The 23,400-nt window shown below is 63.6% G+C and carries 17 protein-coding genes; 10 read left to right on the plus strand and 7 right to left on the minus strand.

What is annotated here, in order from left to right:
- The 3 genes from ACP7D4_RS03315 to ACP7D4_RS03325 form a co-directional block, all read right to left on the minus strand.
- On the minus strand, positions 1-418 hold a 418-nt coding region (locus tag ACP7D4_RS03315; protein WP_426207777.1), incomplete at its 3' end, for a transposase.
- A 100-nt stretch (positions 419-518) separates the two neighbouring features.
- Positions 519-1,742 (minus strand): DUF445 domain-containing protein, encoded by a 1,224-nt coding sequence (locus tag ACP7D4_RS03320; RefSeq protein WP_426207778.1) that lies wholly within the window; start codon positions 1,740-1,742, stop codon positions 519-521.
- A gap of 42 nt (positions 1,743-1,784) precedes the next feature.
- Positions 1,785-2,282 (minus strand): pyridoxamine 5'-phosphate oxidase family protein, encoded by a 498-nt coding sequence (locus ACP7D4_RS03325; RefSeq protein WP_426106130.1) that lies wholly within the window; start codon positions 2,280-2,282, stop codon positions 1,785-1,787.
- A gap of 163 nt (positions 2,283-2,445) precedes the next feature.
- On the opposite strand from ACP7D4_RS03325, the gene ACP7D4_RS03330 reads away from it, so the two are divergent.
- The 4 genes from ACP7D4_RS03330 to ACP7D4_RS03345 all read left to right on the plus strand — a co-directional run bounded on the left by ACP7D4_RS03330 (position 2,446) and on the right by ACP7D4_RS03345 (position 9,333).
- A complete protein-coding gene (locus ACP7D4_RS03330; RefSeq protein ID WP_426207779.1) occupies positions 2,446-4,575 on the plus strand; it encodes a TonB-dependent receptor in 2,130 nt (709 codons plus the stop codon).
- Positions 4,576-4,784: 209 nt separating this feature from the next.
- Positions 4,785-6,749, plus strand: a complete 1,965-nt coding sequence (locus ACP7D4_RS03335; RefSeq protein WP_426207780.1) for a serine protein kinase — start codon at positions 4,785-4,787, stop codon at positions 6,747-6,749.
- Between the two features lie 41 nt (positions 6,750-6,790).
- Entirely contained in the window at positions 6,791-7,951 is a 1,161-nt protein-coding gene (locus ACP7D4_RS03340) for a DUF444 family protein (protein ID WP_426207930.1), read from the plus strand.
- Positions 7,948-9,333 (plus strand): SpoVR family protein, encoded by a 1,386-nt coding sequence (locus ACP7D4_RS03345; protein ID WP_426207781.1) that lies wholly within the window; start codon positions 7,948-7,950, stop codon positions 9,331-9,333. The genes ACP7D4_RS03340 and ACP7D4_RS03345 overlap by 4 nt, the downstream gene beginning before the upstream one ends.
- Before the next feature lies 1 nt (position 9,334).
- Here the strand turns inward: ACP7D4_RS03345 and ACP7D4_RS03350 are convergent, their stop codons facing one another.
- Complete coding sequence (locus ACP7D4_RS03350; protein ID WP_426106137.1) at positions 9,335-10,396, minus strand: SDR family oxidoreductase; 1,062 nt, start codon at positions 10,394-10,396, stop codon at positions 9,335-9,337.
- Positions 10,397-10,646: 250 nt separating this feature from the next.
- On the opposite strand from ACP7D4_RS03350, the gene prsT reads away from it, so the two are divergent.
- Positions 10,647-13,424 carry an XrtA/PEP-CTERM system TPR-repeat protein PrsT gene (gene prsT, locus ACP7D4_RS03355; protein WP_426207782.1) on the plus strand — a complete coding sequence of 926 codons (2,778 nt, stop codon included), beginning with the start codon at positions 10,647-10,649 and terminating at the stop codon, positions 13,422-13,424.
- Positions 13,425-13,504: 80 nt separating this feature from the next.
- Here the strand turns inward: prsT and ACP7D4_RS03360 are convergent, their stop codons facing one another.
- Entirely contained in the window at positions 13,505-15,217 is a 1,713-nt protein-coding gene (locus tag ACP7D4_RS03360; protein WP_426207783.1) for an FAD-binding oxidoreductase, read from the minus strand.
- 14 nt (positions 15,218-15,231) lie between these two features.
- Positions 15,232-15,975 (minus strand): N-acyl amino acid synthase FeeM domain-containing protein, encoded by a 744-nt coding sequence (locus tag ACP7D4_RS03365; RefSeq protein ID WP_426106140.1) that lies wholly within the window; start codon positions 15,973-15,975, stop codon positions 15,232-15,234.
- A gap of 310 nt (positions 15,976-16,285) precedes the next feature.
- On the opposite strand from ACP7D4_RS03365, the gene ACP7D4_RS03370 reads away from it, so the two are divergent.
- The 4 genes from ACP7D4_RS03370 (at position 16,286) to ACP7D4_RS03385 (ending at position 21,184) form a co-directional block, all read left to right on the plus strand.
- Positions 16,286-17,221 (plus strand): EDSAP-1 family PEP-CTERM protein, encoded by a 936-nt coding sequence (locus tag ACP7D4_RS03370; protein WP_426106141.1) that lies wholly within the window; start codon positions 16,286-16,288, stop codon positions 17,219-17,221.
- A 356-nt stretch (positions 17,222-17,577) separates the two neighbouring features.
- Positions 17,578-19,122 carry an XrtA system polysaccharide chain length determinant gene (locus tag ACP7D4_RS03375; RefSeq protein WP_426207784.1) on the plus strand — a complete coding sequence of 515 codons (1,545 nt, stop codon included), beginning with the start codon at positions 17,578-17,580 and terminating at the stop codon, positions 19,120-19,122.
- Between the two features lie 15 nt (positions 19,123-19,137).
- Positions 19,138-19,920 carry an XrtA-associated tyrosine autokinase gene (locus ACP7D4_RS03380; protein WP_426106143.1) on the plus strand — a complete coding sequence of 261 codons (783 nt, stop codon included), beginning with the start codon at positions 19,138-19,140 and terminating at the stop codon, positions 19,918-19,920.
- Positions 19,921-19,996: 76 nt separating this feature from the next.
- A complete protein-coding gene (locus ACP7D4_RS03385; protein ID WP_426106145.1) occupies positions 19,997-21,184 on the plus strand; it encodes a TIGR03088 family PEP-CTERM/XrtA system glycosyltransferase in 1,188 nt (395 codons plus the stop codon).
- 36 nt (positions 21,185-21,220) lie between these two features.
- On the opposite strand, the gene ACP7D4_RS03390 is transcribed toward ACP7D4_RS03385, so the two are convergent.
- Entirely contained in the window at positions 21,221-22,285 is a 1,065-nt protein-coding gene (locus ACP7D4_RS03390) for a glycosyltransferase family 4 protein (RefSeq protein ID WP_426106146.1), read from the minus strand.
- Positions 22,286-22,503: 218 nt separating this feature from the next.
- Between ACP7D4_RS03390 and ACP7D4_RS03395 the strand changes: the two genes are divergently transcribed.
- Positions 22,504-23,397, plus strand: a complete 894-nt coding sequence (locus ACP7D4_RS03395; protein WP_426207785.1) for a polysaccharide deacetylase family protein — start codon at positions 22,504-22,506, stop codon at positions 23,395-23,397.
- The last annotated feature ends 3 nt before the right edge of the window (positions 23,398-23,400 follow it).

Below are 23,400 nucleotides of genomic sequence, written 5' to 3' on the forward strand. Positions count from 1 at the left end.
ACTGTTCCATGAGTGCTTGACTGACGCGGTAAATATCTCGGCGTCTGGCGGCATGTTCGAAACGCGAGATCGTCGCTCCCGACGCCAGCGTTGCCTCGTCGTCGAACGGAAGGCGCGCCGCGCCAAGCTTGAACATCGGGTCGTGGCGCAGGCTGTTCGAGTCGTTGCCGTCCTCGTAGCCACATGCAATTTGATAGATGCGTTGCGTCAGAATATCGTGATACGAATGGTCGACATAACTCTGATGGCGACGGTCAGGCAAGGCGGCAGCGAGACGCTCGGTCAAGCCAATCTGAAGGTCGATGCCGCGCAACAGAACCGGGCCGAGGTCGGATGACAAACCGCCGCCAGCAAAATCGGCTCGGACGCTGTGAGCAGGAATGGACGCAAAACGGAGCTGCTCTGGGGTAGAATTCATGTCGGGCAAGGTGGCGTTCGTTTTGGTTAGTGTGTTTCGAGATACTCACATCATATCAAGCACTTACGGCATTCTTGCCCTTTTTTATGCAAAATCCAGGCTAGAAGAGCAGGCCCACCGTGTGCAGCAGCAGCCCGACCAGGCCGCCAACGATGGTGCCGTTGATGCGGATATATTGCAGGTCGCGCCCCACGTGCAGCTCGAATTTGCGCGACAGCGTTTCGGTGTCCCAGCTGCGGATCACGCGCCGCACCAGGTCGACGATCAGTTCGCGCTTGGCGACGATGGTTTCGGCGGCAAAGGTGCGGATCCATTCGTTGAGCTTGGCCTGCACCGCCGGGTTGCGCCCGAGCGCGCCGCTGACCGCCTGCAGCGCCTGTTCGATATGGGCGCCCACGCGCGACTGCGGCGAGGTGGTGTCGGCCAGCAAGCGAGCGCTGACGTCATCCCATACCTGGCCCACGTAGGCGCGGAACAAGGGATGGCCCAGGCTGCTGTCGAGCAGTGCGCGCAACTTGGTTTCGTACTCGGGCGAGGTGGCGAGCTTGTCTATCAGTTCTTCGGTGGCGGCCTGGAAACGGTCGCGCCATTCGCTATCCTCGCCTTGCATGTCTGCGAGGATAGCTTGCACGCCCGCCATCAGGCGCTCGTAAAATTTTTCATCGATGACCTTGGGCAGCCAGCGCGGGCTGTGCTCGTGCACTTTCTGGCGGATGTACGGGCGGTGCGCTTCGAGCGCGGCGGCCACGATGCCGAGCAGCTTTTCCAGCAGCACATGGTGCTGGCGGCCAGCCACCAGCACCGACAGCAGGCGCGACAGCAGCGGCGCCAGTTGCACGTCCTTGAGCGCGCCGGCCAGCGCGTCGCGCAGGAACATGGCGGCATCCTTGTCTTCCACCATGCGCAGCAGTGCCGGCACGGCGCTGGTGATTTGCGCGGCAACGGCGCGCGCGTTGGCGCTCTGGTCGAGCCAGTGCGCGGCGGTGCCGGCAAAGTCGATGCGTGCGAGTTCGCCGTGCACGACGGCGTAGCTCATGAAATTGTGTTCGAGGAAATTGCCGAGATTCTCACCAATCCGTTCCTTATTGCTCGGAATGATGGCGGTGTGCGGAATCTTCAGCCCCAGCGGGTGTCGAAACAGGGCGGTCACGGCGAACCAGTCGGCAATCGCGCCGACCATGGCCGCCTCGGCAAAGGCGCCCACGAAGGCCAGCGCGGGGTGCCGGTCCCGGAACAGGCGCGCCAGCACAAAGACGAGCGCCATTACGGCCAGCAAGCCGGTGGCGAACAGGCGCATGCGCGCCAGGCGCGCGCCCTGTTCCACCTCTTGCGGCGAAGGCGTGATGGTAGCCAGCTGCGCGCCTGCTTACAGCTTCAGCTTGGCGTGTTCCGTCTCGTCCGGCGTGGTGCCGGTCAACACGGCCTTGGCCATTTTATATAGCTGCACCATCGTGCTGGCCGTGGAATCCCAGTATTCGGCGCTGTCGGACACCACGCGCACCAGCATCGCGTGCGGATCGTCCGGACCGTGGGGAAACCATGCCTGCACGGCCGGGTTCCACATCTCCTTGATCTTGGCGCGCTCGACCACGCGTTCTGCGCGGCCACTGATCGACACGTAGACATTGTCGGCCGGCTCGGCAAAGCTCAGGTTCACTTGCGAATGAACGGCAATGTTTTCCCACAGGTCCGTTTCGCTGGACGTGAAGAACCACAGGTTGCCATCGGCATCCATTTCCTGGTTGGTCATCGGACGGCTGAGCAGGCGGCCATTGTCGTCGGCGGTGGTGAACATGGCGAAGCGGATCGACTGAATCTTCGACTTCAGTTCGGCAATCTGGCTGGAATGGTCGTAGGCGGACATGGACTTCCTTTGTTCTGGTTTCTGGAAATTTTATAATAGAACGGCTTGTCATTGTCATCTGTGCGCACGCGAACTTACGTGAAGGCAAGCGATTGTGCATTGCAAAACGTGGGAATATGAATGATAATACGAGTCATTCTCATTAACATTAAAAGACAAGACCATGTCCAGCCACTCGCCCTTCCCTTCCCGCGCCCGTCTTACGCCGATCGCCGCCGCCGCTCACCTGGTCGCAGCGGGCGCCCTGGCCATGGCGAGCGCCGCCGCTTGCGCCCAGGCCGCGCCCGCGACAACGTTGCAGGAGGTGAAGGTGATCGGGACGGCGGAAGCGACTTACAACGTCAAGTCCAGCTCCACGGCAACCAAGACCGATACCTTGCTGCGCGATACCCCGCAAGCGATCACGGTCATCACCAAGGAATTGATGCGCGACCAGAACATGCAAAGCTTGCATGACGTGGTGCGCTACGTGCCGGGGATCGTCACCACGCAGGGCGAAGGCAACCGCGACACGGCGGTGTTTCGGGGCAACAGCTCGACCGGCGACTTTTACGTCGACGGCATCCGCGACGATGTCCAGTATTTCCGCGATTTCTACAATATCGACAGCGTCGAGGCACTCAAGGGTTCGAACGCGATGATTTTCGGGCGCGGCGGGTCGGGCGGCGTGATCAACCGCGTCAGCAAGCAACCGGGCTGGACGCCCGTGCGCGAGGCCTCCCTCACGCTCGGTTCATGGGACAGCCGGCGCGCAAGCGTCGATGTGGGCCAGGCAATTAACGATCAGGTCGCCTTCCGCATCAATGGGTTGGCGGAAAAGTCTGACACCTACCGCAACGGCGTGACCGTCGAGCGCGCCGGCGTCAACCCGACCCTGGCGATCCGCGCTGGCCGAAACACCAGCGTGGTGCTGGGCTACGAACATTTCCGCGACGACCGCGTGGCCGACCGCGGCGTGCCTTCGTTTGCCGGGCGTCCTTACCGCACCGACCCGTCGATGTACTTTGGCAACCAGGAACTGAGCCCCGTGTGGGTGCGCGTGGATGCGTTCACGGCCGTCATCGACCATGACTTCGGCAACGGCTTAAGCCTGCGCAACCGCAGCCGCTACGCCGACTACGACAAGTTCTATCAGAATATTTACGCCAGCAGCGCAGCCGGCGCCGATGGCAAGGTGACGCTGGGCGCCTACAACAACGCCACGCAGCGCACCAATCTGTTCAACCAGACCGACCTGTTTTATACGCTTGCGACCGGCAGCGTGAAGCACAAGCTGGCCGCTGGCCTGGAGTTCGGTCGCCAGGAAACGGACAACGTGCGCCAGACCGGCACCATTGCGGGCGACCGCGTCCTGTTGAGCAATCCGCGCGCCGTCGGCCCGGTGCTGTTCGCCACCTCGAAAACCGATGCCTTGAACCACGGCGTGGCGACCGTGGCCTCGGTCTACCTGCAAGACCAGATCGCATTGTCGCCGCAATGGCAAGTCATCGCGGGCGTGCGTTACGACCGTTTCAAGGTTGACTTCGAGAACAAGAACCCGGCCACGCTGGCCCGGCTGGGCGTGCGCGACACGCCAGTGTCGCCGCGCCTGGGCCTGGTCTACAAGCCATTCGAAGCGCTGTCGCTGTATGGCAGCTACAGCCTGGCCTACGTGCCCCGTGCCGGCGACCAGCTCGGTTCGCTGACCGCGCGCGTGGCCGCATTCGATCCGGAAAAATTCAAGAACCTGGAACTGGGCGCCAAGTGGGATATCCGCCCCGACCTGGCCGCCAGCGTCGCCGTCTACAAGCTCGACCGTACCAACGTCATCATCGCCAACCCGAACGATGCTACCCAAAACATCCTTGCCGACGGCCAGCGCACCAAGGGCGTGGAACTGGGCTTGACGGGCAAGGTCAATGCCGCCTGGAGCGTGATGGGCGGCTACGCTTGCCAGGACGCCGAGCTGGCGTTCATCAAGGGCAGCACGACGCTAACCGGCGCCACGCTGGCCAACGTGCCGCGCCAAACGTTTTCGCTATGGAACCGCTACGACCTGGACAGCCAATGGGGCGCGGGCCTGGGCGTGTCTTACCGCGACAGCATTTATGCGGCCGTCGACAATGCCGTCACCCTGCCCGCCTACACCCGGGTCGACGTGGCGCTGTTCTACAAGGTCAACAACAACCTGCAATTGCAGGCCAATGTGGAGAACCTGCTCAACAAGGCGTACTGGGCTTCGGCCAATGGCAACAACAACATCACGCCAGGCTCGCCGCGCGCACTGCGGGTGACCCTGAATGCCACGTTTTAACGCCGGCTTGCCGGAGCATCAAGGGCGCCTTCGGGCGCTTTTTTTTGCTTTTTTTCGCGTGCTCGTACTACATTTGAGACCGCCCTCGCAAATAAAGGTTCAGTCCCGCACGTTGATGCTGGTCAGCCGCGCGATGCCACGCACGCTGATACTTAAATGACGCACGGCGAGCGGCCATGTCCGTCGTGCCCACCATTAGCGGAGGAAACGTGATTACACCCGGCGAGGAAAACGGCAACCGGCTGGCGGACCAGCAAGTGAACTTCTTGAACAGCCTGACCCAGTTCACCAGGGAGCACCGGGCCGGCCATTGGTCCGGCACTTTTTCCGGCTTTATGGAAGCGGTGCTGCCCGCCGCGCCGCACCAGGTCGCCCGCACGTCGCACCAGTACATCTGGGACATGATCCGCGCCACCTGCACCAGCGACGAGGACGGCCATTTCCGTTGCAGCCTGTTCAACGAAGATTTGTTCGGCATTGACGACGCGATCGAACGCGTGATCGATTACTTCAAGGCGGCGGCGGCCGGTTCCGAGGTGGGGCGGCGCCTGCTGCTGCTCCTCGGTCCGCCGTCGGGCGGCAAGTCCACGCTGGTCATCTTGCTCAAGCGCGGCCTGGAGGAATACAGTTATACCGACGAAGGCGCGCTGTACGCCATCGCCGGCTGCCCGGTGCACGAGTCGCCGCTGCACCTGGTGCCGCACACCATGCGTGCCACTTGCCGCAACACCTACGGCATCGACATCACCGGCGAAGTGTGCCCGCATTGCCGGGCGCGCCTTGAAGACCAGTTCGCCGGCGACTTCATGCAGATGCCGGTGGAACGTTTTTTCGTGTCCGAATCGGGGCGCAGCGCCATCGGCACCTACGCCCCGCATGACCCCACCACCGCCGACCTGGCCGACCTGGTCGGCTCGGTCGACCTGTCCAAGGTGGCGCAGTACGGCGACGAGGGCGACCCGCGCGCGTGGTCATGGTCGGGCGCCGTGTATGCCGCCAGCCGCGGCGTGCTCGAGATGATCGAAATTCTCAAGGTCAAGCGCGAATTTCTGTATTTGCTGCTCACGCTCACGCAAGAAAAAAACGTCAAGGTGTCGCGCTTTCCGCTCATCTACCTCGATGAAACCATCCTGGCGCACACCAATCTGGCCGAGTTTCGCAAGTTCCTGCAAGAGAGCGAGAATGAGGCATTACTCGACCGCATGGTCATCATCCAGGTGCCTTACACGCTTAATTATCGCGAAGAGGCGCGCATCTACCGCAAGCTTATTTCGTCGGCAGCGCCGGCCTTTCGCGATGTTCACCTCGACCCGCATGTACTGCACGCGGCGGCCGTATTCGCCATTCTCAGCCGCATCCAGGACGGCGACGAAAAAGACGTTGAACTGATCAAGAAAATCCGCATCCACGCTGACGAAGAAGTCGATGGCGTGAACCGGAACGAGGTCCGGCGTGTCAAAGAGAAGGACAAGGCGCCCGATGAAGGATTGGCGGGCGTGTCGCCGCGTTTCGTGATCAACGCGCTGTCGAGCGCGATCATTCAGTCCAACCGCAAGAGTCTGTCGACCATGGACGTGCTGCTCGCGCTCAAGGATGGCATCGAAAGCGACGCGCGCATCGATCCCAAGAAAAAGCGCAAATGGGTCGACTACCTGGTACTGACGCGCAAGGACTTCTACAACCGCTGGGTCAAGGAAGACGTGCACAAGGCCTTGTTCGTGTCGTTTGAACAGGAAGCGCAGGATTTGCTGAACAAATACCTCGACGAGGTTGAATCCATGCTCGACAACCGGCAGATCAAGGATCCCATCACCAACGAGGAAAGGCGACCGGACGAACGCTTTTTGCGGGCGGTGGAAGAAAAAATCCATATTTCCGAGTCGGGCAAGCAGTCGTTCCGCCAGGAGGTCGTGCGCAAGGCCATGGGCGCCTACAAGCGCGGCATCAAGTTCAGCCTCGAAAGCCATTTGCAGTTAAACGACGCGGTGCAACAGTATCTGTTCGAGCAGCGGCGCGACGTGCTGCGGCTGGTCAGCTCGGCCAAGCGGCCGGACGATGAAATCCGCACCAAGATTTCCGCCGTTGAAAAACGGCTGGTAGACGAATACGGCTACGACAGCCACAGCGCGCGCGAAGCGCTCAATTACGTGACCACCCTGCTGGCGCAAGAGTAAGGGATTGTCACCAGCGGGTCAGGAGGCATGGCGTGACAGCGATGATCAACACGGGGTGGTATGACTTATTTTCGCGCGGAGCGCGTGATTGGCTGCGGCACAACGACAAGGTGCGCGAAGCCGTGCAAAGCCATTTGCCCGACCTGATCGCCGGCCCAGACCTCATCACCGGGCCGCAGGAGCGCACGGTGCAGGTGCCGGTGCGCATGCTTGAACACGCCCGCTTCAAGCTGGCCGAAGGCCGCAGCCAGACGGGCGCCGGCCAGGGCGAAGGCCAGCCGGGCGACGTGCTCCAGTCCGGCCAGAGCGAGCCCTCTTCGGGCAGTGGCGAGTCGGGTGAAGGCGGCAGCGAAAACGGCGAAGTGCGCCTGCTGCTCGAGTTCTCCATCGACGACGTCATGGACTGGATCTGGGAAGAACTCAAGCTGCCCGACCTGCAGCCCAAGCCGGGTGCGCGCATCGATGAAGTTGAACTGGTGCGCGAAGGCTGGGACAAGCGCGGCGCGCGCTCGCGGCTGGACCGGCGGCGCACCGTCAAGGAAGCGATCAAGCGGCGCGCCGTGCAAACGAATCCAGTGCCCTTTACGAATGACGACCTGCGCTTTCGCCAGCTTGTCACGCGCGTGCGGCCGAGTACCAGCGCGACCATCCTGTTTGTCATCGACGTGTCGGCCAGCATGACGCAGCTCGAGCGCAAGCTGGCCAAGTCCTTTTTCTTTTTTGCGCTGCAAGGCATCCGCCGCAAGTATGCCAAGGTGGAAACGCGCTTTATCGCCCACACCACGCATGCGTGGGAGTTCAGCGAGCGCGAGTTTTTCCAGGTCACGGGCATCGGCGGGACCATCGCTTCGAGCGCCTTCCGTCTCGTGAACGAGCTGGTGCGCAAGGAACTCGATGCGGCGCACAACAACATTTATATGTTCTACGCCTCGGACGGCGAGAACTTCACCGAGGACCGCGCGGCAGCCAACCAGTCCTTGAGCGAACTGGGGGGCATGTTGAATTACATCGGCTATGTCGAAACGCTGCCTGGCGTGCCGCGCGCGCTGGAAACGGAAATGCGGCGCTTGTGCAATGAACTGGAGCGGCGCGGCTTGCCGATCAGTAGCAGCGTCCTGTCGGCGCCCGATGACGTCTGGCGCGCCCTGCGAAAGTTCTTCTCCAAGGAAGTGGAAGCAGACACTGCCGAGGCACGCCCATGAGTTCCGTGCAAGAGACGCTGGCGCAGTACGCCGAACAGATCGAGGCACTCGCCGTCGAACTGGGGATGGACTTTTATCCCGTCACCTTTGACCTGGTGCCGGCCAATTTCATGGTCGAGATCGCCGTCTACGGCTTGCCGGTGCGTATGCGGCATTGGTCGTTCGGGGTGCGCTACATCCATCAATTGGTGCGCCAGCACATGGGCCATTCGCGCATTTTCGAAGTGATGTTTCCCGGTGACCCTTGCCACGCTTTCATGCAGGAGCAAAACTCGCTGGCCGAAAACACGCTGGTCACCGCGCACGTGCTTGGCCATGCGGACTTCGCGAAAAACAACCAGCTGTTCACCCGCTTCATTTCCATGGCCGGGGGGAAAATACTCGAACAAAGCGCTGCACGGGCCTTGCGGCTGGAACGCGCGCTGGCGGCGCACGGCCAGTCGCGCGTGGAGGCGGTGCTCGACGCGGCGCTGGCGCTGGAAACCCACATCGACGTCAACCAGGCCCTGCACCGTCCACGCTACCCCGAATTCATCGCGCCGCCCGCCGAGCGGGGTCCGGATCCGTTCTATCACCGCTTTTCTCGCTTGCCGGGCGAAACCGTGCCGGAGGTAAAAAACGAGGCGCCCCAGCGTTCGCCGCTACCTCCCCAGCCGGAGTACGACTTGCTGTGGTTTGTCGCGCACTATGCACCCGACATGGAAGACTGGGAGCGCGATATCTTCCTGGCCGTGCGCGAGGAAGCTTTTTACTTCCATCCCATTTTTGCGTGCCAGATCATGAATGAGGGGTGGGCGTCCTACTGGCATGCGCGCTTGCTGCGCGAAGCACATTTCCTGCCGCACGACCTTTACGTGGCGGCCGTCAAGTCGCATTCCGACGTGGTGCGTCCCTTTGGCAGCGGCCAGCAACTGTCGCTGTCGGTCAACCCCTATCACCTGGGCTTTTCGATGTGGGAGTACATCATCGACAAACATGGCATGGAAAAGGCTCGCCAAATTGTCCGTGAGGAAGACGACTTTGGCTTCATCCGCAATTACCTGGATCAGGAACTGGCCGACCAACTCGATTTGTTCGTCTACGAAATGCGCAAGGATGGCGAAACGCGCATCGCCAACCGCGATATACGTGCAATCCGCGAAGCAATCCTTGCGCCCAAGTACAACTACGGCGCTCCCTGCGTGAGCGTGACCAAGGTGGGGGCCGACGGCAGCCTCGACTTGCACCACGATTATCTGCGCGACGGACGGGGTCTAGAATTGCAACAGGCCGAAAAAGTGATGGATTACGTGGCAAAAGTGTGGCGCCGGCCGGTGACCTTGCATACGGTCGACTTCCGCGGCGTGGTGCGGGTGTTACCTACCCGCAGGCCACCGGTGTGAGTCAGCGAAGCGGCGCCTGCAAGTGCGCGATATACCAGTCAAGCGAAGCGCGCAGTCCATCGTCGAGCCGATGGCTAGGCTGATAGCCCAGCAGCCGGGCGGCTTTTGAAATATCTGCCTGCGAGTGACGCACATCGCCCACCCTGAAGTCCGTGTAGTGCGGTTGGTAGTCGCCCAGGTGGGGGAAACGCTCGTCGAGCATGTTGCGCATCAGGCAATATAACTCGTTCAAGCTGGTCCTGGCATTGACTGCCACGTTGTAGACCTGGTTGACGGCCTCTGGCTTGGTGGTGAGTGCGGCGAGCAAATTGGCCTGCACCGCATTATCGATAAAGCAAAAATCGCGGCTGCTGTCTCCGTCGCCATTGATATTGAGCCTGGCATTGTTGATCATTGCGCTGAACCATTGCGGTATGACCGCAGCGTAAGGACCGTCGGGGTCTTGGCGCGGCCCAAATACATTAAAGTAACGCAGCCCGATCGATTCTGTCTGGTAGCAGCGCGCGAACATGTCGGCGTAAACTTCATTGACATGCTTGGTCAGCGCATAGGGCGACAAGGGCCTTCCGATGCGCTCTTCGACCTTGGGCAACTCGGGATGGTCGCCATAGGTCGCGCTCGACGCCGCGTAGACAAGACGGGCAACTCCGGCATCGCGCGCGGCGACGAGCACATTCAGAAAACCGATCATGTTGATGTCGCTGGTGAGGATCGGATCCTCGATCGAGCGCCCTACTGAGCCGAGCGCCGCCTGGTGGAGCACGAATTCGGCGCCCTGGCAGACTTGCTTGCACGTTGCCAGACAACGGATATCGCCTTCGACAAAGCGAAAACGCGCCCACGCGGCGCGCGGCACCAGCGAGCGCACCTGCTCCAGGTTTTCCCGGTAGCCCGTCATGAAATTATCCAGGCCCGTCACGTGCTGGCCATGGCGCAGCAAGGTTTCCAGCAAGTTCGAGCCGATGAAGCCGGCCACGCCGGTGATGACCCAGCGTCGCGGCTGCGCGTCCAGGCCGGCTAGCGCATGGCGGTAGGCGACGGGATCCATGTCTGCGCTCGCCATCAGGCACGCTCGATCTGGCACGGCTTCATTGACATTCCTCCAAGTTGCCGCATGGCTGCGGCCGGCACCGTCCACACGGCATTGTTGAAAATTTTACGGGCCGGTCGATTTACGCATTTGATTTGCAGCAATACGGAACCGATTGCGCGCAAGTTTGTGTGGAAGGGGAATCGTTGTTTGAAATCAAAGAGTGCCGTGGCTGTGTCCCTAATCTAGCAATGATATCCGTCAAATCGCCCAGGAGAATTCCATGTCCGGACACAAACAGCCTCTTTGGTCGCGCTCAGTCGCGGCTGCGCTGGCCGTCTCGCTCGGCATTACCATCGCCGGCTGCCGCGGCAGCGACCCCGACACCATGATCGCCGAAGCGCGCCAATTCCGCGACAAGGGCGACCTGCGCGCAGCCGTGATCCAGCTCAAGAATGTGATCCAGCACGACGCCGACAACCGCTCTGCGCGGCTCTTGCTTGGTGAACTCTATCTTGACCAGGGAGACGCCGAATCGGCGGAAAAAGAGTTGCGCCTCGCGCTGGCCTTAGGGGCCGACAGCGGCACCGTCGCCTTGTTGCTGGGCAAGTCGTTGCTGATGCAGGGCCAGTACGACCGCATCCTGTCCGATATTGCGCCGGATGCGGCGCCAACTCAGCGCCCGGCCACGCTGGCCTTGCGCGCCAGCGCCTTGCTGGGCCTGGGCAAGGTCGAACCGGCACGCGCGCTGTTCGACGAGGCGCTCAAGCTGCACGCTGACGCGCCCGAAGCCCTGCTCGGTCTGGCCCGCATTGCAATGTGGCAAAAGCAACCCGATACCGCCTTGGCCCTGCTCAAGCGCGCGCTCGCCGCCAGCCCGGGCGACATCGAATGCCTGCGCTTCCAGGCCGACCTGCTGCGCGCCGACGGCAAGGCCGACGAGGCGCTGGCGATTCAGCACAAGATCCTCGAACGGCGCCCCAACAATGCCCAGGCGCTGATCGACGTCGCCAATCTGCAAACCGACGCTGGCCGCTTTGCCGAGGCGCGCACGGCGCTGGCGGCAGCGCGCAAGGTGGCCGGCAGCAGCCTGCCACTGATGTATTCGGAAGCGGTGCTCAATTACCGCGAAAACAAACTGCCGGCCGCGCTCGAATCGGTGCAGCGCCTGCTGCGCGCTGCGCCCGAGCACTACCCCACCATCTTGCTGGCCGGCGCCGTGCAGTCGGCGCTGGGCGCCCATCAGCAAGCCGAGCAGCACTTGCAAAAATTTCTGCACGCCTATCCCGGCCACCCTTACGCGACCAAGCTGCTGGTGTCGCTGCACATCAGCGCCGACCATCCGGAAGCGGCGCTGGCCCTGCTCGGCCCGCTCCTGGAGGCCGACGACGCCGATGTCGAGCTGCTGGCCCTGGCCGGCGAAGCGAACCTGCGGGCGCGCCACTTCAGCGCGGCGGCATCCCTGTTCGACAAGGCCAGCGCGCTGCGTCCCGAGGCGCCGGCGCTGCACGCCGCGCTCGCGCTCAGCCGCATGGGCGACGGCGACAATGCCCGTGCCTTGGCCGAACTCGAGCGGGCCGCCAGCCTCGAGCGCAGTCCGGCGCGCACCGGCGTGCTGCTGGTCATAACCTATTTGCGCGCCAATATGCCCGACAAGGCGCTGGCGACGGTGCTCGACATGGAAAAACATGGCAACAATCCCCTGATTCAGAACTTGAAAGGGGGAATCTACCTGGCGCGCAACGATTTGCGCAGCGCCCGCGCCAGTTTTATGGCGGCGCTGGGGCTCGACGCCGCTTACCTGCCGGCCTTGACAAACCTGGAACAGCTCGATGTGCTTGAGCACAAGACGGTTGAAACGCGCAAGCGTTATCTGGCGGCGCTGACGGCCTCGCCCGGCAACAGCGCCGTGATGGAAGCGCTGTCGGCGTTGGCCGCAGCCCACAATAACGTGCCCGAAGCGATCGGCTGGATGGAGCGCGCCACGGCCGAGCATCCTGACGCCCTGCCGCTGGCGCTGCGGGCCGGCACTCTGTATGTGCGCGCCGGCGACAAGCAAAAAGCGCTCGTATTTGCCCAGAAGCTGCAGTCCGGCCACCCGGCCAGCGCCGAAGCGCTTGCGCTGCTGGGCCAGGCGTACGCCGCCAACGGCCAGTACGGGCCGGCGGCCGACACGTATGTGCGCCTGGCCGCGCTCACGCCTGCGGCCGGCACGCCGCACTTGCACATGGCGTCGGTACTGATCGCCCAAAAGCAGGACGCAGCCGCCGTGGCCGCGCTGAACAAGGCGCTGGCGCTGGAGCCCGATTTGCTCGAAGCGCGCATCACGCTGATCAATCTGCTAAGCCGCAACAGCCGCTTCGGCGAAGCGCTGGCGCTGGCGGTGGCGTTCCAGAAACGCCATCCCGACGGCGCAGCCGGATTCAAGCTCGAGGGCGACGTGTATGCGGCCCAGGGCAAGCACGCGAGCGCCTACAAGGCTTACGAAAAGGCGTTCGGCCTGGCGCCCGGCGGCGCGCTGCTGATCCAGATGTATGGCACGCTCGTCAAGCAGGGCCGCGTGGCCGAGGCCGACGCCAGCGTTATCGGCTGGTTGCGCCGCCATCCGGGCGACGTGCCCACGCGCCTGTACTACGCCAGCAGCAAGCTGGTGGGCGATGACCCGAAAACCGCCATCGCCCAGCTGGAACTGGTGCTCAAGCACGCGCCCGACAATCTGGCAGCGCTCAACGACCTGGCCTGGAGTTACCAGCGCACCGGCGAGCGCAAGGGCCTGGCGCTGGCGCAGCGCGCCCATGCGCTGGCGCCCGACAATCCGGCCGTGATGGATACGCTGGGCTGGATTTATCTTGAACAGGGTGAATTGGCCCGGGCCCTGCCGCTGCTGCAAAAGGCGGCTGCGCTGGCGCCCAACGCGGCCGAAATCCGCTATCACTACGGCCTGCTGCTGGCCAAAACGGGCGACAAGCGGGGCGCGCGGCGCGAGCTGGAAAAAGCGCTCGCATCGACCGCCCATTTCGCCAAGCGGGCCGAAGCGAAATCCTTGCTGTCGACGCTGTGACGCTGCCGATGCACGCTGCAAGCGAAACTATGACGCTGCGCCCCGCTCTCAGTCGCGCTCGCTGTCGGCGTTTTTGACAGTCAGCCGTGTTCGCTTCCGCCAGCCGCGGCGGGCTGATAGCGGCCGGGCGCGAGCAAGCCCTGCGGATCAAGCGCTTCCTTGATCCGCGCGACGGTCTTCCAGTAGACGTCGGCATGCGGATCGAGCTCGGCCATCGACTGATTGCCGACCCGGTACGGGATATACCCTTCGGCCATGCACAGCGCAAACACCTCGTCGTAGCATTGCTTCGCGCGGGCCACGTCCTGCGCATCTTCCTTGTCGTAGCAAACCGTGATCACCGCGCCCAGCGCGCGCTCGTTGATCATGGAGAACGTCACAAACAGGTCGACCCCGTGCCGCTTGAAGATCGGCTCGACCAGCGCATGCAGGGCCAGCACATCGGCCCCGCGCGTGGGCAGGATGGGCGAGACCCACAGCATGCCGCAGTTATCCAGCGCCGGGTTGGCCTGGCGCGGGAAATCGGCCGGCAGCCCGCCGCGCCGCTTCCAGTAGGCGCCCGCCAAAAAGCGCCCGTTCGGTATGCCACGGTTCATGGCGAACAGCGCTTCGCCGAACGCGACCTGGCCGCGCATCCGCTTGCCTGCCGCCGTCTGGCCCAGCACGCGTGCCAGCAGCGCGCCCATGCGCAGCTTGCGCTCGTCGATGAAGCGCGTCTTGGCGGCCGTGCGTTTGAGCGCACTTTTCAGTGCCGCGCGCGCCGCCGCGACCTGTGCGGCACTCCCCGTCAGCGCGCCCGACACCGCCCACGCGCCCACCCCGGCCAGCTCGCGCATCTGCGCGCGCAGCGCCTCGGGTACGCTGGAGGCGCCACCGGCGAGCTCGCGCGGAAAGAGCTGGCCGCCCGACAAGACCCGCAGGTCGTTGCCAATGTGAACGATCGAGCGCAGCGTGCCATCCATGCGCAAGGGCCGCAGCGCATCGATCACGGGGCCGATGTCTTCGTGCCGCGCAACGGTGCACAGGAAGTGGTTCAGGCAGGCGGCCTGGGGCATCAGCCACAACCCGATCTGGGTCACGATGCCCAGGTTTGACTGGGTGAATATGCCGTCGAGAAACGGGCCCACGCCGTACGGGAAGATATGGGTGGCGCGCGCTTTCGGGTAGTGGCCAAAACCGGTCTGCAGCACGTCGCCATTGGCCAGTACCACCTGCATGCCCGAGACGTGCTGCAAGCGGTTGCCGTAGGGCGAGTGGCCGAAGCCGCGCTCGAGAATATTGCCCATCAGGCTAGTGTCCGGGCCGGCGCCGGTGCAGTCCATCCACAGGTTCAGGCCTTGGTCGCGCAGGTAGTCCGACAGTTGCTGCTGCGTGACGCCCGGTTCGATCACGGCATACGCCAGTTCGGCGTCGACCTTGATGATGCGGTTCATCCGCGAAAGCTCGACAATAAGCTGGCCGTTGCCCACCGCGCAGGCATCGCCATAGCCCCAGTTACGCCCGGTACTGACGGGGTAAAGCGCAATGCCGTGCGCGGCGGCCAGGCGCACCAGCGCCACCACTTCGGCGTGCCCGCCGGGGTAGACCACGGCCAGCGCTCGCGTGCTGCGCGACGCGGTGCTGCGCGCGTAGCGTTCGAGCGTGAGCTCGTCGGACAGGACATACCCGGGGCCGACGATGTCGCGCATGGCGCGGAGCAGCGGTGCATGCCTTTCAGTGCCGGGCAGGTCGCTAGCGGGCTCGATGGGGCTGGCGTCCTGGTGCTGGTCTGCAGGGGCGGCGGTGGTGGTCATGGCGGTCATGGCGGTCAATTCCGGCCGGTCATGAGGCGCGAGGTGATGCCCGGTTCATCCCAGATGGGGAAAAAATACGGATAGAACGAGCGCTCTTCGCCGTGCTGCTCCATCAGGCCGCCCCACTTGCGGATCATGGCGCCCATCTCCGACAGCGGCAGGCGCAGCAGCACGGCCGGCGCGCCCACGCGCGTGCACTGGCGCTCCTCGCCGAAATCGGAAAAGCCCAGCATCCGTTTGTAGAACATCACGTGGCGCGGGTTGACCTCGATCACATAGTCGGTGTAGCCGTGGATGTTATGCGCGTAAATATATGAAATATGGATCAGCGAGGCGAACACGCGCTTGGTGACGCCCTTGTCGATGGCCAGGCGCGACGGCTCGCACAGGCGCCGCCCCTGCAGGCGCAAGCCTTCGAGCTTGTCGCCAAAGTTTTCGTCGGCCGGCAGCGTTGTTTCGCTGTCCAGGCACAGGCTCATCGTCCCCACCACCACGCCGCCCGTTTCTGCATACAGGGTGATCTTGTTCGCTTCGTGCGGCTCATTGGCGTCGACCGAATAGCCGCGCCAGCCGTACATCTTGCGAATCAAGAGACTGGCCGCTTCCCGGCGACCGGCCGAGTTTGCCATCCTGATATGAAACACCTGGAGGTCCAATGGATGGTCCAGGTCTGGCGGCGTACCGCTTTCGCCGATGCACAAATCGCGCATTCCGGTGGGCGATGCGAACGTGGCGATGGCGAGATCCTCTTTGATCATGTTGTCTTCCTTCCAGGTGAGCGTTTTAGCACCGCTTGCCGGCGCGAACGATATGTTGTCAAGGTCAGACCGGCCCATCCGTACGGAAGTTCCCCTGTGGCGAGCTTCTACTATTGCGCGCGAACAAATTGGCAGCGTCGGAAAAATTGGCAGCGGCCCCGCCGGGGCGGCGTTGGCGTCTGGAATTCTTTGTAAGGTTATGATTTTTAAGGAAAAAATGGACTGGCATGGATGCTGCATAGAGACAGTTGCGGCGGCCTGATGTGCGCCCCAAGCTTTCTCGTTATTTATCCCCACCGGAGATCGATCCATGAAACTTTCACGCAAAACCTTGGTCATGTCGGCTGCGCTGGCCACCTTGTCCGTCGGCCTGATGGGCAACGCCCGCGCCGATGCCTTCGCCCAGTCCATCCTTACCATCAACAACTTCCGCCTGCTGCACGCCGACGGCTCCGCTTATGTGCCGGCTGACTTCGACGTGCTCGACGGCGTCAATTCAGCCCATGCGCGCGCCAGCCTGAACGGCGTCACCTCGGTCGCTACGCCGCAGGATTTTTCCATCCTGTCGGGCCTCAATCCCGACGTCGCCCACCAGTTCGTCGGCTTGCCCAATCCACCGCGCGGCGAAAACGACTACACCCCGTTTCCCTCGCCGCCACCGGTGCCGGGCACTTTCGGCTACGCCGACCAGTTCCTGACCGGCAGCGCCATCGCCGTTGGCGGTCGGCCTGCCGGCGCTACCGCGCAAACGCGCGCCGACGCTTCGCTGCAATCGGCAGGCTCCGCTTCGGGCGACTCCGACGTTGGCACCTCGACCACGTTCAGTTTCACCATGGGCGACGCCGACACCATGACGTTCGCCTTTGACGCCACCCCGTTCACCCAGGCCTACACCACCGCCGGCCCCGTCACCAACGCCATCGCACGTCTGTCGTGGAGCTTGAACATTGTCAATCTGACCACAGGCGCGCTGGTACTGTCCTACCAGCCGGGCGCGCTCAATGGCGACGCCAACGTCAGCCGCACCGGCACCTTTGCCGGCCTGTCCACCTACAACCCCGGCAGCGGCTTTTTCACCACCACCACCCCGCTGCTCAACGGCGAGGACACCTATCAGCTGACGGTGCAGCACAACACGCTGGCCAATGCGCTGCAGGGCGCAAGCGTGCCTGAACCTGGCACCTTGGCCATCTTCGGCCTAGGCTTGCTGGGCATGACGGCCTTCAAGCGCCGCCGCAGCGCCTGAGCGCGCAGTGAGCAGTACCCGTCCGCGCTGTGCGTGGACGGGGTATCTGACGACATCGTGGCCCAAGCGGACGTGGCCACGCCAGGGCGTTCGATTCCGTGTTGCGGTTTGGGCCTGCTGGGGATGCGAGCGCCAGATTGCCGCTGGAAGCCCTGATGCCACTGCCAGCCAGTAGGCATTTTCACCCGGCCAGGGCGCGCACTGTCCGGGATTTTTTTCTTGGCGAACGCTGCGCCGTGGTCGAGGAAAAAGCCTTTTGACGGTAATCAACGGCCCCGTGACTAGCAATATTTCCTGGTTTCTACGGCCATATAATCGGATGGGTAGCGAAGTCCCTTCGCGCTTCGAACCGCTGCATGACAAACGGAGAACCGCACGATATGGAGGACCTCATCAGCCAGTTGCTTTCACACGTGCGCGGCATCTGGAAATACCGCTGGTACGCGATCGCCATCATGTGGATGGTTGCCGTGGCCGGCTGGGCAACCGTCTTCACGCTGCCCAACGACTACCAGACCAGCGCGCGCGTGTATGTGGACACGCAAAGCATCCTGAAACCCCTGTTGGCCGGCATGACCAGCATGCCCAATGTCGAAGAACAAGTGTCGATCATGAGCCGTACGCTGCTCAGCCGACCCAATCTTGAGCGCATCATGCGCATGACCGACATGGACGTGCAGGCGACGACGCCGCGCCAAAAGGAGGAGTTGGTCGCCCAGCTCATGGCCAATATCAAGATTACCGGCACCAACACCCACGACATCTACACCATCAGCTACGCCAACAAGAACCCCAAGCTGGTGCGCGACGTGGTGCAGTCGCTGCTGACCATCTTTGTCGAAGGCAGTTTCAAGGGCAAGAAGAACGATTCGCAGCAGGCTGTCCAGTTCATCGACGAACAAATCAACAGCTACGAGCAGCGCCTGGTGGCGGCCGAGAACTCGGTCAAGCAATTCAAGCTGCGCAACGCCGGGCTGTTGCCGCGCCTGGGCGCCGATTACAGCGCCCAGCTCGCTGCAGCTGCCGACGCGCTCGGCACGGCGCGCCTCGAACTGGCCGAGGCCGAACAGACGCGCCAGGCCATCGCTGCCCAGATCCGCGGCGACGCCCCCAAGCGTGGCGGCAAGGTGCGCATCAATAATCCAGAGCTCGACGCCCGCATCGACACGGTCAACAAGAATCTCGACATGCTGCGCCTGCAATACACGGAGCAGCATCCCGACATCGTCGCCGCCCGCCGCCTGCTCGGCCAGCTCGAAGCGCGCAAGGTCGAGGAAAGCCGGCATCCGCTGTCCGACAGCGACCCGGGCCGCAACTATAGTCCCATGCTACAGCAGCTCAAGGTGGCGCTGACCGAGGCCGACGCCAGGATCGCGGCTATCCGCGTGCGGGTGCTCGAATACAGCGCGCGCCATGCCCGCCTTGAAGAGCAAAGCCGCGCGGTGCCCGAAGTGGAGTCGCAATTGTCCCAGCTCAACCGCGACTACGAGATCAACAAAGACAACTATCAAAAGCTGATCAGCAAGCGCGAGGCGGCCAAGCTGTCGGGCGAACTGAGTTCCACCACCGAAATGATGACGTTCAAGATCATTGATCCGCCTACGTTGCCGGTCACCCCGTCCGGCCCCAACCGCCCCTTCCTGTACTCGATGGTCATGCTGGCCGCACTGGGCGCGGGCGCCTTTGCCGCCCTCCTGATCAGCCAAGCCCGGCCCACCTTCGCCGGCCCGGGCATGATGCGCGAGCTGACCGGGCTCAACGTGCTCGGTACCGTGTCGATGAACTGGACCGCAGCCGAGCAGCGCCGCCGCCGCCGCGGCCAGTACCTGCTCGGCCTGTCATTTTCCACGCTGCTGCTGGTGTACGGCAGCGTGCTGGCATCTTCCCTCATCATTACTTAAGCGCCGAGGTACATTATGGACATTCCCGGGCCCCAAGCGAGCGCCTCGTTGCAACTGGTGGCGCCGGGCGAACCCGACCACTTGCGTTACGTCGACATCAACCTGGCGCGCTTGCACCAGATGGGCATGGTCACCCACGACGCCGGGCGCACCAACGCCGCCGAAGATTTTCGTATCATCAAGCGCCCATTATTGCGCAACGCGCAAGGGGCGATCAGCAGCGGCCTGAAAAACGGCAACCTGATCGTTGTCACCAGCGCCTTGCCGGGCGAAGGCAAGACCCATTGCGCCGTCAACCTGGCCATGAGCATTGCCATGGAAAAAGACCACACGGTGCTGCTGGTCGACGCCGACGTGGCCCGGCCCTCGGTGCTGCGGGTGCTGGGCGTGCCGGCCGCGCCCGGGCTGATGGATGTGCTGCTCGACGACACCACCGGCCTGGCCGACGTCATTTTGCGCACCAATATTCCCACGCTCAGCCTGCTGCCAGCGGGGCGCAACAACAAGCATGCCACCGAACTGCTGGCCAGCCAGACAATGAGCGCCCTGCTCGACGAGATCGCCACGCGCTACCCCGAGCGCATCGTCATCTTCGATTCGCCGCCCCTGCTGCTGACCTCGGAAGCGAGCGTGCTGGCAGCGCAAATGGGCCAGGTCGTCATGGTCATCGAGGCGGAAACGACGACCCAGCGCGAAGTGCGCGAAGCATTGCGGCGTCTGGACAACTGCCCGCGCGTGGACTTGATCTGCAACAAGGCGCGCGCCTTTGCCGGCGACTACCACGGCTACTACGACTGAACGGCAGGCACGCATCGGCACAGGATTCATCGGGCGCGGCCCTCCCGCAGCGCCGTCTTTCACTCGGAGTGACACCATGACAGTCTCAGAACAGCCGCGCCTGATCGTGCATCTGGTCCAGCAGCTTGACGTCGGCGGCCTCGAAAACGGGCTCATCAACCTGATCCGCCACATGCCCGCCGAGCGCTACCGGCACGCGATTGTCTGCCTGAAAGATTATTCCGCGTACCACGCCCACATCAAGTCGCGCGGGGTGGAAATCATCAGCTTGAACAAGCGCGAAGGCAAAGATTTTGGCCACTACCTGCGCATGTTCCGCACCCTGCGCGCCTTGCAGCCTGACCTGATCCACACGCGGAACCTGTGCGGTATCGAAGGCCAGCTGGTGGCCGCGCTGGCCGGCGTCAAGCTGCGCGTGCACGGCGAACACGGGCGCGACATGAGCGACCTGTACGGCAAGCGCCTCAAGTACCGCTTGCTGCGTTTGCTGTTGCGCCCGCTCATCGGCCACTTCATTGCCGTCAGCAGCGACCTGGAGGAATGGCTGATCGACAGTGTGGGCGCCGAGCCCGAGCGGGTCTCGCAAATTTCAAATGGCGTTGACAGCGTCCAATTCCACCCGCGCCTGGGTCCCCCGGCGTCGGTCGGCCCGGCCGGCTTCATGCAGGACAATGCCTTTGTGATTGGCAGTGTCGGTCGCATGGATGAGGTGAAAGATTATCCGACGCTGGTTGAAGCCTTCCTGCGCCTGATCGCGTCGCCCCATCCGGCGCACCAGCGCATGCGTCTGTTAATCATCGGCGACGGCCCGCAACGCGCCGCCTGCCTCGACATGCTGGTGCGCGCCGGCGCCGCCCACCGCGCCTGGTTGCCGGGCGAGCGCACCGACATCGCGCAGATGCTGCGCGCCATGGACCTGTTCGTCCTGCCGTCGCTGGCCGAAGGCAGCTCCAACACCATCCTCGAAGCGATGGCGACAGGGTTGCCGGTGGTAGCCACTGCCGTGGGCGGCAATCCGGTGCTGGTGCATTCGGGATTTACCGGTATCTTGGTGCCGCCGCGCACGCCCGACCTGATGGCCGCCGCGATCGCCGATTATTGCCGCATTCCGGAAATGGGCGCGCGCCACGGCATGCGGGCGCGCAGCCAGGTCATCGCGCGCTACAGCCTGCCTGAAATGGCGCGCGGTTACACGGCCGTGTACGACGCTTTGACGGGCCAAGCCTCACCGTGCCAGGGGGGGCAAAACACACCACCGGCGTGACGGCGCCGCCGGGCCGGCCGCTTGCACGGACCTGACTCACAGCGCCACCGCCTTGCTGTCGACAAGACCGGCATAACAGGCGGCCAGTTGCCCGGCGGCGCGCTCCCAGGTGTAAGGGCGCACCAAGTCGCGCACGCTGGAGCGTGCCGGCGGCGCGGCGATCAATTCCAGCAGGGCCTGCTTTTGCGCGGCAGCATCGCTCCATGCCACTTGACGCAGCGCAAAGCCGCCTTCGGGCAAGTCTAGCACGCTCGACGAGCTCATCACCACGGGAGTACCGGCGGCCAGCGTATCGAACACCGTGCGCGCGCAGCCGTCGCCCTGGCATGGCAACACCAGCACCGACGCGGCCGCGTAGGCGCTGGCCAGCATGTTGGGGTCGTGTTTCAAGCCGCCCAGGCAGGTCACGCCGCGCACCGCGCGCAGCTGGCGCAAATAGTCCTGGTCGCGCTCGCGCGCTTCGCCCAGCAATACGAACGGCAAGGCCAGCTCGGCGAGCACCTGAGCCATGCCAAGCTGGTTCTGGTAGGGCGAGATGGCGCCGGCCATCAGCACGAACGGGCCGGCAATGCCGGTGCGCAGACGAAACAGATCGCCGTCGGCGTCGAACAAATGCGCGCTCACACCGTTCGGAAACACGCGAATCTTGGCGCTGTCGATCAAAAAGCCTTCTTCGATCGCTTTCTTTTCATTTTCGCCCAGCGCCACGACGGCGCTGGCCAATTGCAGCGAACGCCGGGTCTGCGCGTAAGTACTTTGCACCGACCAGGCGGTCTGCTTGCCCATCTTGTGATCGGCCAGGCGCGCATGCTCGCCGCAGCTGCGGTCCCAGCCGGCCGAAATGAGGGGCGAGAGCACCACCGGCACGCCCAGTTCGGCCGCCGCTTCGACGATGCGATGGTTGCCGCCGCTGGCGGAAAAGACGTGGATCAGATCGTAGCTGTCAAGGTGGGTGGGGTCGGCGCCCACCAGCTCCACCGTCAGCGCGTTGCCGTCGACTTGCTGGAGTGCATTGAGCGCGCGCGTCGTTTCGCGTACCTGGACCTGCAGCGCGGCGTCGCGCTGGAACAGCATGGGATAGGAAAGAATACCGATACGCATGAAAGCCTCCGCAGCTGCACTGTCGTTCGCGCCACGGTCGGGGGCGCCCCGGATGCATGTCGGGCCAACATGAGAACGCTCAACAGCCGTGCCGCCGCGCCGGTCTAATATTGCCTCAACATAAGAATTGAGTGTACCGACGCCCCGTTCTTCATTCTTGACAGGAATCAAGACTTTCCCGCCAGAACCGCCGGCACCACGTCACGACAGGCCACGCCATGCAAGTACCGCTCTCGATCCTGATGTACCGGCGCGTAATCGCGCGCCCGGACCCACTATTTCCCGACATTATCGAGGCGGACCGCTTCGCCCAGCATTTGCGCTTGCTGCGGCGCTGGTTCCAGGTGTTGCCGCTCGAGCAAGCCGTGCGCCGCCTGAAGGAACGTTCCCTGCCTTCGCGCGCGGCCTGCATCACCTTCGATGGTGGCTACGCCGACCACGCCGACGTCGCACTGCCACTGCTGCAGCGCTTCGGCCTGCCGGCCACGTTTTTCGTCGCCACCGGCTACCTCGACGGCGGCTACAGCTGGACCGACGCCGTCATCGAACTGGTGCGCAATGCGCCCGGCCCGCGCCTGAACCTGGCGCGCTGCGGCTTTGGCGCCTACGATGTGGCGTGCCCCGTGCGCCGGCGCGCCGTGATCGACATGCTGCTCGCCGCGCTCGGCACGCTGCCGCCCGTCGAACGGCTCGAGCGGGTGCATGCGATGGCGCGCCGCACCACGCCCACCATGCTCAGTTCCGACCAGTTGATCGCCCTGCACCGGGCCGGCATGGATATCGGCGGTCAGACCGTCAACCAGCATTCGCTGGCCACGCTGTCGAACGCGGAAGCGCGCGCCGAAATTGGCAATGGCCGCGCCCGGCTGGAAGAAATCGTGCAGGCACCGGTGCGCCTGTTTGCCTATCCGAACGGCAAACCGGGCGAAGACTTTGAAAAACGCCACGCCAACATGCTGCGCTCGGCCGGCTTCGACGCCGCCGTGACCACCGCCAGCGGCGCCGCGCGCGCCGATTGCGACCCGTATGAATTGCCGCGCTTTACGCCTTGGGACCGCAGCAGCGGCGGCTTTTTACTGCGCATGGGCAGCAACCTGCTCAGCGCCGCTTGAAGC

It is taken from the genome of Massilia sp. TWP1-3-3, assembly GCF_049897805.1.
GTDB lineage: Bacteria > Pseudomonadota > Gammaproteobacteria > Burkholderiales > Burkholderiaceae_D > Telluria_A.